The 12,891-nt window shown below is 53.2% G+C and carries 12 protein-coding genes; all 12 read right to left on the reverse strand.

The features are described 5' to 3' along the window. Positions 1-126: 126 nt before the first annotated feature. Positions 127-2,208 carry a glycine--tRNA ligase subunit beta gene (gene glyS / locus J2Z70_RS09615; protein ID WP_209872064.1) on the reverse strand — a complete coding sequence of 694 codons (2,082 nt, stop codon included), beginning with the start codon at positions 2,206-2,208 and terminating at the stop codon, positions 127-129. Next, positions 2,201-3,088, reverse strand: coding sequence for a glycine--tRNA ligase subunit alpha (gene glyQ, locus J2Z70_RS09620; RefSeq protein ID WP_036724333.1), 888 nt, complete (start codon positions 3,086-3,088; stop codon positions 2,201-2,203). Before glyQ ends, glyS begins: the two co-directional genes overlap by 8 nt. A gap of 446 nt (positions 3,089-3,534) precedes the next feature. Continuing rightward, entirely contained in the window at positions 3,535-4,290 is a 756-nt protein-coding gene (recO, locus tag J2Z70_RS09625) for a DNA repair protein RecO (protein WP_209872067.1), read from the reverse strand. 36 nt (positions 4,291-4,326) lie between these two features. Beyond that, positions 4,327-4,470 (reverse strand): YqzL family protein, encoded by a 144-nt coding sequence (locus J2Z70_RS09630; protein ID WP_076075837.1) that lies wholly within the window; start codon positions 4,468-4,470, stop codon positions 4,327-4,329. A 110-nt stretch (positions 4,471-4,580) separates the two neighbouring features. Next, a complete protein-coding gene (gene era / locus J2Z70_RS09635) occupies positions 4,581-5,471 on the reverse strand; it encodes a GTPase Era (protein ID WP_036724337.1) in 891 nt (296 codons plus the stop codon). Positions 5,472-6,364: 893 nt separating this feature from the next. After that, positions 6,365-6,784: a cytidine deaminase gene (locus tag J2Z70_RS09640; protein WP_076075831.1), complete on the reverse strand. Its 420-nt coding sequence runs from the start codon at positions 6,782-6,784 to the stop codon at positions 6,365-6,367. Between the two features lie 312 nt (positions 6,785-7,096). Further along, positions 7,097-7,492, reverse strand: coding sequence for a diacylglycerol kinase family protein (locus J2Z70_RS09645; RefSeq protein ID WP_036724339.1), 396 nt, complete (start codon positions 7,490-7,492; stop codon positions 7,097-7,099). Beyond that, the gene (ybeY, locus tag J2Z70_RS09650) at positions 7,492-7,992 is read right to left on the reverse strand and encodes an rRNA maturation RNase YbeY (RefSeq protein ID WP_209872069.1); all 501 of its coding nucleotides are present in this window, start codon (positions 7,990-7,992) and stop codon (positions 7,492-7,494) included. The genes J2Z70_RS09645 and ybeY overlap by 1 nt, the downstream gene beginning before the upstream one ends. Then, a complete protein-coding gene (locus tag J2Z70_RS09655; protein WP_209872071.1) occupies positions 7,964-10,243 on the reverse strand; it encodes an HD family phosphohydrolase in 2,280 nt (759 codons plus the stop codon). The genes ybeY and J2Z70_RS09655 overlap by 29 nt, the downstream gene beginning before the upstream one ends. 17 nt (positions 10,244-10,260) lie before the next feature. Continuing rightward, positions 10,261-11,232, reverse strand: a complete 972-nt coding sequence (locus J2Z70_RS09660) for a PhoH family protein (protein ID WP_036690294.1) — start codon at positions 11,230-11,232, stop codon at positions 10,261-10,263. A 15-nt stretch (positions 11,233-11,247) separates the two neighbouring features. Beyond that, positions 11,248-12,429, reverse strand: coding sequence for a sporulation protein YqfD (yqfD, locus tag J2Z70_RS09665; RefSeq protein ID WP_209872073.1), 1,182 nt, complete (start codon positions 12,427-12,429; stop codon positions 11,248-11,250). Then, entirely contained in the window at positions 12,426-12,719 is a 294-nt protein-coding gene (gene yqfC / locus J2Z70_RS09670) for a sporulation protein YqfC (protein WP_209872075.1), read from the reverse strand. Before yqfC ends, yqfD begins: the two co-directional genes overlap by 4 nt. Positions 12,720-12,891 lie beyond the last annotated feature (172 nt).

Genomic DNA, 12,891 nt, shown 5'->3' on the forward strand with positions numbered 1-12,891 from the left:
CTTCTTTGGTAAAGCATAAATACGGAACGAATGTCAACTTACGCATTGGCACCGTTCCGTATATTTATACCCTAAACCCTCGATCTATACCATAAAATCACAAACATTACTTAAAACCTGCCTGAATTACCACACCAGCTTGCCGAAATCAGCAAACAGCTTGGAGTCGGTATAAATGCCGGCCAGCAGTGCGAGACGGTTCGAGCGGACGGCTTCGTCTTCGGCCATAACCATAACCGAATCGAAGAATCCGGTAACGGCTGCTTCAAGTCCCGACAGAATCTGCAGGGCCTCAGCGGCATGTCTGGAAGCAAGGGCTGCGCGGTAAGGCTCATGAATACTCTGCCAAGTCGAGTACAGCTTCTGTTCCGCTTCTTCCTTAAGCAGGGCCGGGTCGATAACTGCACTCTCCGGAGCTTTGGCGGCCAGATTGCTGACACGGGTCAGTGAATCCACAGTAATTTTGAAATCAGCCTGATCGGTTACTGCATTCATCAAAGCCAGACTTCTGCTTACTACATCAACGATATCATCGAATCCTGCCGCAAGCGCTGCATCTACAACATCATAACGTACATTGTTGTCGGCCAGCAGGCGTTTGACGCGCAGACCGAAGAACTCGTACAGAGTTATACGCAGTTCAGGGGTGAAATGTTTCTCTGTACGGAAACTTTCATGAACTTCCAGTGCCGCTGCAAAAATCTCCTGCAGGCTTAGGCTCAGCTGATGCTCCAATACGATCTGGACAATTCCTGCCGCCTGACGGCGCAGGGCATAAGGGTCCTGGGAGCCGGTTGGTATAATTCCGATCGAGAAGCAGCCGACAATCGTATCGATTTTATCAGCAAGGCTGACTACAAGACCTGCCTGTGTAGAAGGAACAGCATCTCCGGCGAAGCGCGGCTGATAATGCTCGAAGACCGCTTTGGACACCTGTTCTGCTTCCCCGGCCTTGCGGGCATAATCCTCACCCATCGTACCCTGCAGCTCAGGGAATTCACCTACCATCTGGGTTACCAGATCGAATTTGCAAATATCCGCTGTACGGCTCACTTCCGCAGCAGCCTCTGAAGACAGCTCAAGCTTCACCGCCAAGCGGTCAGCGATGGCACGGATACGGCGCACTTTGTCACCTACACTGCCCAGCTCTTCATGGTAGACGATATTCTCCAGCTTGGCCAGAGCATCGTTAATCTGCAGCTTCTGGTCTTCTTCATAAAAGAATTTGGCATCCGACAAGCGCGCGCGCAGCACCTTCTCGTTCCCCTTGGCGATGACATCCAGCGATACCGCATTCCCGTTACGTACTGTTACGAAGAACGGCAACAGCTTACCGTCTTCACCAAACACCGGGAAATAACGCTGATGCTCACGCATTGAGGTGATCAGCACCTCCTGCGGAATATTCAGGAAGGCCGGATCAAAGGTGCCGAACAGCACAGTCGGCGTCTCTACCAGGAACAGGACCTCTTCCAGCAGATCCTCCTTGATCGCAATCTTCCAGCTCTTCTCTTCCGCAAGCTTATGAATACCGCTTAGAATCAGCTCTTCGCGCTCCTTCACATCCACCATCACATGCTGGCTGCGCAGTGCTTCAACGTATGCAGCAGGCTCTGCGATCACAGCTTCTTCACCGAGGAAGCGATGGCCGCGACTCACATTGCCTGCTTTGACACCGGTGATCTCCAGATCAATAATCTCCTGGCCGAAGAGTGCGACCATCCAGCGGATCGGACGGACGAACTTGAAATCATAAGCGCCCCAGCGCATGTTTTTCGGGAAGGTCATGCTGTTGACAATGCCAGCCAGGCCTTCGGAGAGCAAGGAGGCTGTCTCGATGCCGGTGCTGTTCTTGGTCACATAGATGTATTCCACGCCTGCCAGTTCCTTGAACGTGAACTGCTCCGGCGAGGCGCCCTGACTGCGGGCAAAGCCTAATGCAGCCTTGCTCCATTCGCCGCTTGCATCCAGTGCGATTTTGCGTGACGGGCCTTTGACCTCTTCGCTTACATCCTCTTGGCGCTCTGCGGCATCCTTCACCAGTACGGCAAGGCGGCGCGGTGTTGCATATGCACTGACGCCCTGATGACTGATCCGTGAGGCCTCCAGCCATTTCGCCGTTCTGTCCTTCAGTTGCTCCATCGCCGCGCGGATAAAGCGTGCAGGGATTTCCTCCAGACCGATCTCGAACAGAATATCCTTAGACATGGTCAGCACCTTCTTTCTTCAGCAGCGGGAAGCCCAGCTTCTCGCGTTCCTCCAGATATGTCGCCGCTACAGTACGGGCCAAATTGCGTACTCTCGTAATGAAGCCTGTGCGTTCCGTTACGCTGATTGCGCCGCGCGCATCCAGCAGGTTGAAGGTATGCGAGCATTTCAGCACGTAATCATACGCCGGGAAAACTAAATGGTTCTCCATCGCCCTGCGGGCTTCCTCTTCGTAGGTGTTGAACAGGGTGAACAGCATTTTGACGTCCGAGACTTCAAAGGTGTAGGTGGAATGCTCAACCTCCGGCTGATGGAACACATCTCCGTACGTCATGCCGTCTACCCATTCCAGGTCAAATACATTTTCCTTATCCTGAATATAGGAGGCCAGACGCTCCATCCCGTAAGTGATCTCCACCGCTACCGGACTTGCTTCAATTCCGCCAACCTGCTGGAAGTACGTGAACTGGGTAATTTCCATACCGTCCAGCCACACTTCCCAGCCGAGACCCGCACAGCCCAGAGACGGATTCTCCCAGTTGTCTTCAACAAACCGCACATCATGCAGCAGGGGATCTACGCCCAGTGCCTTCAGGCTATCCAGGTACAGCTCCTGAATATTGTCCGGGGACGGCTTGATGATCACCTGGAACTGGTGATGCTGATACAGGCGGTTCGGGTTCTCCCCGTAACGGCCGTCGGACGGACGGCGTGAAGGCTCCACATAAGCAACCTTCCACGGCTCCGGACCCAGGGAACGTAAAAAAGTCATAGGGTTCATCGTGCCCGCCCCTTTTTCCGTATCATACGGCTGGACGAGAATACAGTTCTGGGCGGCCCAGAATTGCTGCAGGGTCAGAATCATCTGCTGAAAGTTCATAACTACCGGCTCCTTCGCTTTACAAGTGTGTACTGCCTCTTGCTTATGACTGGCTCTTGCTGCTGCGCGATGGAGGCAGCACCAGCTTCTATGTACCTGCGGTGTGTGATGGAAGAAGGATCTCCCGCACAGCCACAAGCCAAAAAGCTCCCGCCCCCATGCCTGATGAACAGACATAGGGACGAGAGCTCAAATATGTTCTCCCGCGGTTCCACCCTACTTGATTACGCAAAAATCACGAAATCCACTTTTGATGCTGCCGTTTCCGTACTCCCGGGTGCCCTGTTCATGAACGTCGTCCCGCCAGGCTTCCACTACCCCCGGCTCGCTGCTGCGACAATATCGCCCACTACTTTCCCGATCCACGCACTCTCTCCAGTTCTGGAGCAAACACGGCAATCTTATAAAAGAAACTGAACTTATAGTAACGGATAATTTGCGATTCGTCAAATATTGTATTTGTCGAGCTGGTCCAGGAAGCTCTGGGACTTCAGTCTGAGCCCCAGCTGCATATCCATGAATCCCCGCATGACGGTCTTCAGCTCCGCACGGGTCTCCGGCTTCACATCCACATTCCCCAGCCTGGTCAGATCCAGCGCCGCAAAGATCCGCAGCAGCTTCAAGGCACGCGGGGAAATCTCCATGGCCGGAGGATCGTTATGCCGGCAGCTTCGGCAGAGGACTCCCCCCAGACGCGGACTGATTCTGAGCTCCTCATCCGGCTTGTCCTTGCCGCAGACGATGCAGGCATCGAGCTGTGGCCCATAACCGGCAGCCTGCAGCACCTTCATTTCAAATACATTATTAATAATGCCAGGCTCTTTGTCTTCTTCCAGTGCATTCAGGCAGGCGGTCAGCTGGCGGTACCAGAAGCTGCCTGTCTCTTCATCATGCAGCACCCGGTCCAGCAGCTCGCAGGCATAGGATGCATACGCCGCCTTGACCAGATCCTCGCGCAGCGGATGATGGGACTTCGTGATCTCTCCGGCATTAAGTGTTCCCAGTCCGCCGTTGTTGCGGAAGAACACGAACTCACCTGTTGTGAACAACTGGATCAGGGCAGCATGACGGCTTTTGACCTTCTTGGCGCCCCGCACCAGAACCCCTACTTTACCGGCGTTCTCGGTGCAAAGCGTAATAATGGCGTTCCCTTCACCGTAGTCCATGCTGCGGATGACGATCCCTTCCACCCTGTATAGCATGCCTCTTCCCCCAACCACTCGGCAAGCAACCAGTCCTTATTGTGCTTCTTCATCGATGGCCATCTCTTCCTCCGCCGGCAGCGGTCCGCTGCCCTCGGGCGAATCCCCAGCTTCCCTGTACAGCAAATACGCATCGAGATCTCCAGTCATTGCAAAATACTTCCACGAAAAATTCCGCATTCGTATTCATCCTTTCTTCGGAAACACGATGTCTCTTCAGATGTAGGATGTGCGATGCCCCAGGATCTATCCGTGCAATTCCTGCCAAGTAGAGGCTGCGCGAGAGGTGATCATTCTTTATGGAAGCCCAAATCCCGCAGTACGCGGTCCTGATTACGCCAGTCTTTTTTCACCTTCACCCATAATTCCAGGAAAATCTTCGAGCCCAGCAGGTTCTCAATATCCGTCCGCGCACGGCGTCCGACTTCCTTCAGCAGCGCCCCCTGCTTACCGATAATGATCCCCTTCTGGGAATCGCGCTCGACAAAAATAACCGCAGAAATATGCACAACCCCATTCGGTTCCACGCTCATATCCTCAATCGCCACTGCAATGGAATGCGGTACTTCTTCACGGGTCAGATGCAGAATCTTCTCGCGGATCAGCTCCGCGCAGACGAACTGCTCGGGGTGATCGGTAATCTGGTCGTCCGGGTAATACTGCGGACCTTCCGGCAGGTATTTCTGCACCTGCTCCAGCAGCGTGTTGACGTTATTGCCCATCTTGGCAGAAATTGGTACGATTTCGGCGAACTCATGCAGCTTGTTGTATTCCGTAATCATCGGCAGCAGCGCTTCCGGCTCAATCTTGTCAATCTTGTTCATGACCAGAATGACCGGGGTCTTAATGCTGCCAAGCTGTTCCGCGATAAAACGGTCGCCGCCGCCCATACCCTCAGAGGCATCCACGAGGAACAATACCGCTTCCACTTCATGCAAAGTGCTCATCGCCGTCTGATTCATGTAATCACCCAGCTTGGATTGTCTTTTATGGATACCCGGTGTGTCCAGGAATACGATCTGTGAGTTATTTGCCGTGTATACCCCGTGAATTTTGTTGCGGGTGGTCTGCGGCTTGTCCGACATAATGGCAATCTTCTGGCCGATTACCTGGTTCATGAGTGTTGATTTGCCTACGTTTGGTCTGCCGATAATGGCGACAAACCCTGATTTGAATTTCATATGATCCTCCTATTTATCTTACAACTTGGTCAAAAGCAATTCGGTCAAAAGCGTTCACCCTTAAAAGATTTTCGATCCCCCTAAATCCCCCTTCGCCAAGGGGGACCCCAAGGGCCCCGGCCCTCTGGACACCCGGAACTGGCTTGGGCACAGCGGTTGGCGCGGTAAGAGACTCTGGAGCAGGAGCGCTTTTCGTTCCCTGCGGGAACACGCTTGACTGCGGCGCGCAAAAAGAAACTGGTTACTTTAACAACTAACTAATACCTTAATTGTATTTTGTACACTTATTCTGCTCCAAAACAGAGGTTATTAGAGTTTAGTTGTAATTTATACATCTATGTTCCTCATCAAAGTCACTTTCGGCGATATCCGATGATTATAGTTGTACGATTTACACTTAAATCAACTTTTGGCGGGAATAGTGAAAAGTTAGTTGTACAATATACAGTTAACTACGGAGCATAAGCGCTGTTCGTTCCCTGCGGGAACACGCTTGACTGCGGCGCGGTTGATTGGCGGTGACCAGCATGCGGCGCGAGACAGGGAGCTGTGGAGCAGGAGCGCTTTTCGTTCCCTGCGGGAACACGCTTGACTGCGGCGCAAAAGGTTACTTGAACCCCGAACCCTCACCAAAAAGCTTAGTTGTATTTTGTACACTTATTCTGCTCAAAATCAGAGGTTTTTGCAGTTTAGATGTAATTTGTACATCTATTTTCCTCAGCAAAGGCACTTTTGGCAATATACCATGAATTTAGTTGTACATTTTACACTTAAACCTTATTTCACCTATCCTCACGGAAATATAGTTGTACCATATACACTTAAAGCCGGCTCATACGGTATGCATTTACGATCCTGCTACCGTACAGCAACCGTCTTTACAAGCTTGCCGTTTACTCCGGAGCCTGCCCCTGCGTAAGATCCGCAGGACCGAAGGCGCCGGGGAGCAGGTCACGGACCGTAGTCTCCATAATATCGCCCTTCAGGTTGCCGAGAATGACTGGCATATCGGGGCCGCATAGCTCGACCATCACCTGGCGGCAGACGCCGCAAGGCGATACGGGGCCGTCTGTGTCCGCCACGACTGCGATAGCTTTGAAGGTACCGGGCTTATGGCCGTCCGCAATGGCGCGGAACATGGCCGTCCGCTCGCCGCAGTTGGTGGGACCGTAAGCGGCATTCTCGATATTGCAGCCGTGGTGGACCTTGCCGTCCTGATCCAGAAGGGCTGCCCCTACCCCGAAGCGGGAATACGGTATATATGCATTGGCTCTTGCCTTGATCGCTTCCTGAAGAAGTAGCGCATAATCCATAATTGTCCTCCTGAAAGTTTTATTGAGCATCCACTACATTGAATCTCCATCGAAATAAAACTCGCTTCGTAAGCATATGCTTAAGTTTTGTAAGCATACGCTTCTTCGATTAGTCTTCGTACAAAACTCACTTCGTAAGCATAATCCTAGTTTTATTGAGCACTCTCTTCATCGAATCTTCTTCGAAATAAAACTCGCTTCGTAAGCATAACCTTAGTTTTGGGAGCATGGCCCGAAAATATTATCCTAATTAAAGATGACGGAGCGCGCAAAGCGGGTCCGCCTCTTCCACCACCTGAAGTTGTAAACTGATTATGACATAATACCTGTGATCCAGTCCATCACGGGATGATAAAAAACATAGATTCCGGCAATCACGGCAAACACCGCCGTAAGCAGCACAGCGCCTGCGGCGGTATCTTTGGCCTTCTTGGCCAAGGGGTGGACCTCAGGCGAAACCAGATCAATCGTTGCTTCAATTGCCGTGTTCAGCAGCTCGGCTGTCAGCACCAGCGTAATGGCCAGCAGCAGCAGCATCCAGCTTGACAAAGGAAGCCTGAAAACAGCTGCGGCAATCACAACGATAACCGCAAGGCCGCTATGCACCTTCATGTTCAGCTCCGACCGGAATGCTGCCGCAATGCCGTGTGCGGCGAAGCGAAAGGAGTGCCAGAATTTTTTGTGGCCCACCGCCGTATTCTTGACCATTAGCGTGTCAACCCGACCTGAGCCAGAGCCTTCTCCTGCTTGGACATCATTTCGGCCTCAGCCTCCGGCTCCTGATGATCGTAGCCCAGCAAATGCAGGAACCCGTGCACGAACAGGAAGCCCAGCTCCCGCTCCAGCGAATGGCCGTATTCCTCAGCCTGCTCCTGCGCCCGGGTAACCGAGATGATAATATCCCCAAGCACATTCGGCACTTCCTCCAGCTCTTCGTCCTCATCTGCCAGGCCGTACCGGATCTCCAGCTCATCTTCTCCGGCTTCATTCATCGCGAAGGAGAGCACATCCGTCGGACGGTCAATGCCGCGGTACTCGAGATTCAGCTCATGAATACGTTCGTTATTGACGAAGGTCAGATCCACTTCCCCCGAGTCAATCCCTTCCGCTTCCCCTGCTGTCTGCAGAAGCCGCTCCAGCAGTTCGATCAGATCGCCGTTAATTTCATGTTCATCCTGTTCATTGTTCCAAACGACGCTCAGGCTCATTTTTGATGGCCCCTTCCTCTTTTTTGGGCTTGCGCACATCCTCGGGGTATTCAATCCGGGAATGGAATATGCCCATTACCGTCTCTTTCAGTGTCCGTGAAATAATATCCAGCTCCTTGAGCGTCAGGTCGCATTCATCGAACTGATGGTCATCCAGCCGGCTTTTGATAATTTTCTCAATCATGGTCTCGACCTGCACCACGGTTGGCTTGCGGAGTGAACGGACTGCAGCCTCCACACTGTCCGCGATCCCGACAACCGCGGATTCCTTCGACTGCGCCTTCGGGCCGGGATAACGGAAATCCTCCTCCGTGAAGTCCGGCTCTACACCCTTGTCCTCTGCAAGCTTCAATGCCTTATGATAAAAATAATGCAGGAACGTCGTGCCATGATGCTGCTCGGCAATATCGCGGATCGGCTTCGGCAGCTTGTATTCCTTCTGCATCTCCACCCCGTCCCGGGCGTGGGCCACAATGATCGACTTACTCAGCTTCGGCTCAATCGTATCATGCGGATTCTCCATATTGTTCTGGTTCTCTATGAAATAGAACGGCCGCTTCGTCTTGCCAATGTCATGATAATACGAGCCGACCCGGCACAGCAGGCCATCCGCACCAATCGCTTCAGCCGCAGCCTCGGACAGATTGCCTACCATCACGCTATGGTGATAGGTTCCCGGCGTCTCTGTAAGCAGCTTGCGCAGCAGCGGATGGTTCGGGTTAGACAGCTCTACGAGCTTCAGGGCCGACAGAATGCCGAACGTTACCTCGAAGAACGGCATCAATCCGATGACCAGCACTGCAGTAAGCAGCCCCCCGGCAAAGGAGAAGCCCAGAGCATATAACGTATTCGTCTCGTTCCATACGCCGCCGCTCAGCATGGTCAGTATGGCTACGGTCAGGCAGCCGAGCAGAGACACCATAATACCACCCTTGAGCAGCGTTGAGCGCTGTCCGGCGCGGTGCGTCGAGAAGATGGCAACATAACTCACGATTAGGGCAAAGAAGCCGAAGGTGAAATCAAATATCGTATTCTGCTGGACATTCAGCAGGATACTGGCCAGAATGCTGAACAGAATGGAACAGAAATAAGCTAAGGTCATGTCCAGCAGCATGGAGATCAGCATCGCGCCGAGAGCCACAGGTGCCAGATATCCTATATATGTCCTCACATCCGTTTGCAGGAAGGCCGTCAGCTTCATCATAACGATGGTAATGATAAAGACCAGCACCAGCATAAGCAGCTGGGAGTTATTGTATTTGAAGCCTGAGGCTCCGCCATTGTAGCGGATGAAGGTCATCAGGCCAAAGGACAGCAGTGCAGAGAGCAGCAGCAAGCCGAGCTGCGGCCAGTAATTAATCTCTTTGCTGAGCAGCCCGTTCTCATCCAGCAGCTTATACAGCTCAGGGGTAATCTCCTGATTCTTGGCGACCAGCACATCCCCCTGCTCGATGAATACATCCGGTGTATTCTGACGGGCCTGCACCTTCGCTTCTTTGGTCGCATCCTCGTCATAGAATTTGTTGGCGGTGATCACCAGCCGTACCAGCTCCTGCACCACCTCACGGGCGGTCCGCTGACCCAGTGAACTGACACTGACCTGCTCGGCCACTTTGGCGCGCGCGCTCTGGGCGTCGGTAATCTGGTCATTCATGAGCTTCGTGACAATATCCCGGGCCACCGGCTTCATTTCGATGATATCCTGCTGAGTCAAGCGCGGAATCTTGATATAGGTCTCTTCCGGAATGACGTAGGCCTGGTCCTTGATGACAGACTGCATTTCATTCAGCAGATGCTCGGAGTAAGTCCCGGCCTTTTGGCTGGCAGCCACAAAATTAAGGATAAAATCATTGGCCCGCCGCGGAATCTCTTCCCGGTAAATCTCCGTCTTCTCACTCTGTGAAATCGTATCATCCTGATTCAGCCCGCCGATCCGGTCCAGCAGCAGAGTTACTAGATTCTCCGCCCGGATAGGAATAATGGCATAACGGTTGGTCACATTCTCTGCAGCAGTCTCCTGGGCCTTGAGCTTGGCGTTGGTGTCCAGGATTTGCTTGGGCGCTGTAATCTCCTTGGCACTGCGGGTTCCCTCTTTGATATCATACCTTTTGGGCAGCAGATCAGAGGACAGGCTGAGGTAGAAAACAACCGCGAGTAACAGGAAAAGAGCATAGCGCGACACCGCGCTATACTTCCATCCGCTGCTGCTGTATACAAATCCGCTTAATTTCGATGGTTGCTTTGAGGCCATGAAGACAATCCCCTTTTTTATTGGAGGTTTTCGGCAGAGCGGTCATAGGCAACGATAATTTTCTGCACAAGGGAATGACGGACAACGTCCTGCTCAGCGAAGTAGACAAAGCCAAGCTCCTCAATACCGGAAAGAATCGTTTTGGCTTCGATCAGCCCTGACTTCTTGCCGCGCGGCAAATCGATCTGGGTCACATCGCCCGTGATGACCATCTTGGAGCCGAAGCCCAGACGGGTGAGGAACATTTTCATTTGTTCGGGTGTGGTATTCTGCGCTTCATCAAGGATGATAAAAGCATCCTCCAGCGTACGTCCGCGCATATAGGCAAGCGGTGCAATCTCGATCAGCCCGCGCTCCAGCGCCTTCGCCACCTGATCAGGCCCCATAACGTCGTACAAGGCGTCGTAGAGCGGCCGCAGATACGGATCTACCTTCTCCTGCAAATCTCCCGGGAGGAAGCCCAGGTTCTCCCCGGCCTCTACAGCCGGACGCGTAAGCACAATCCGCTTGACCGAGCCTTCCTTCAGCGCCGTCACCGCGAGGACCACAGCCAGATAGGTCTTGCCGGTGCCCGCCGGGCCGATGCCGAAGACGATATCGCGCTTTTTGATGGTGCTTACATAATGCTTCTGACCAATCGTTTTGACACGGATCGGCTTGCCGCGGAATGTTGTCGTGATCTCGCCCTTGAACAGGTCCAGCAGCTGGTCGGCACGGAAATCCTTCGCCAGCTCCACGGCGTACTGCACATCGCGTTCGCTCAATATATAACCCCCGCGTACGAGTGACAGCAGCACGTTGAAGAGCTGGCCCAGCATGTCCACTTCCCGCTCCGTACCGCGAATCGTAATTTCGGCCTCGCGTGAATTAATAACTGCCGGAATTTCTTTCTCGATGATTTTCAGGAATCCATCCTGCGGGCCGAACAGGGATTGCGCTTCTCCCGCATTGTGCAAAGATATTTGAATGCTTGCAGTCTGTTCTGACAAGTAGCCTCATTCTCCTCAATTGTTTACTATCGGAAGCTCTTCCGCGATTCTCTCTTCCACCTCAAACAGCACTTTCATATAAACTTTACCATTCTCTTTCTTCTCATGCAAAATTTTTTGACTTTTGATGACGCTATCAGCGCCGTAACGCGCGAAAATATCGCTCTTGGCCCGCGTCAGCCCTTCTGCACGCGCAGCCTCCGAAGTAAGCGCTTCAGTGGTGTATTTAATCTCCAGTTCCTTCTCGGTCATCAAGCCCAGAGGCAGCTGAAAAGAGCGCCACGACAGCATGTCCGGCTCTGAAAGCGTACGTGACTTCGCAAACCCGGAGTCCCCGTAGCCCCACAGCTGAATCGCCCATTTGCCAAGAACGAGATAGGTGCGGTCCTTGCGTTCTCCTGTATATGCACTGCCCGTTCTTTTGAGCGGTACCTCCAGATTATATTCATGCCATACAAGGCCTTTAACCATGCCTTTGGCGACAACGAACTCTGTATTCTCCTCGTCACCCAGCGCACCTGAGATGAGGATGTCCCCTTTTTTAACCCGCGAATTCCGGCTGACCACCGGTCTGCCCTGCTCCGCATAGATTTCGGTCACCACCGCATCGGTCCGGCTGATGAGATGGCGCTGGCTGAGCAGCGGTTTGTTATCCGGGCGGTCAGCTTCGACGACCTGTATAGTAATGCTCGTCCCGTTCCGGTGGAACCCGGCCCAAGTTAAGCCCGGAACCAGGGTGGTCAGCTCCCGGGACAGCTCGTCCGACTCCTGCATGCGCCAAATCCACTGAAACGGATAGACGCCCTCCTTGCGTGCGGCTTCCAGGATGTCCTCGGTCGGAATGCGAGTATTCCCTTCCACCTTGACGCTCCAGATCATCGAGGAGAGCAGCAGCAGGCCTACACCAAAGATCAGTATACCTGCGGCAAAAAACTTCCGTCTCCACAAGCGCGCGAGGCGAAACGGAAGTCCGTGCCTGGCAGTAACATGCATACGGCAGCCTGTCTTTTTGAGGAGCGGGCGAAGCCGGAAAAAGTCATCCAGCAGCAGATTCAAAGAAGCGCCGTCCCCGGCAGGCCTCACATCCCAGATGATGATGCCCGCTCCAGTTACAGCATTAATGAATTTCTCCACCTGCGGTCCGCTCACATGCAGTGTAACGAACCCCCGCAGTGATGACAGAGGCGGTTCTTTCATGGATTCTCCCCACTTTCCTTATATCTGATTTCACCGATTACTCCAATGACGGCAAGCTCCTGGCCCAGAATATTGCGGATGACCAGTCCTTCACCGGAAATCTCCAGCACCCCTTGGGTTAATGCCAGCCTGAGCTGCTCCGAAGAGAAGTGCAGCACGCCGCGGTGGTTCTCAATATACAGCTCCTTATTGCCGATCAGGGTGATCCGGGGCATCTCCTGCAGCACATCCTGCGGAAGATCCAGTATCCCGTTTGTCCATCCCCGCAGCCTGCGGCCGATACGGGTCATAAGTAGACGCTCCCCCTTCCTGCCTTCTGTACACCTTATGCGGCGGGGCGGCCGTTTATGAGAAGAACTCACACCCTTCTGCCAGGGAAAACAGCAAAAAAGCCTGAATCCATTCCTTAACCGGAAGGGATTCAGGCTTATGTGCAGTATTACATGTTGCTCGGGAGGCGGA

It is taken from the genome of Paenibacillus silagei (assembly GCF_017874735.1).
In the GTDB taxonomy this organism is placed as follows: Bacteria; Bacillota; Bacilli; order Paenibacillales; family Paenibacillaceae; genus Paenibacillus_AQ; species Paenibacillus_AQ silagei.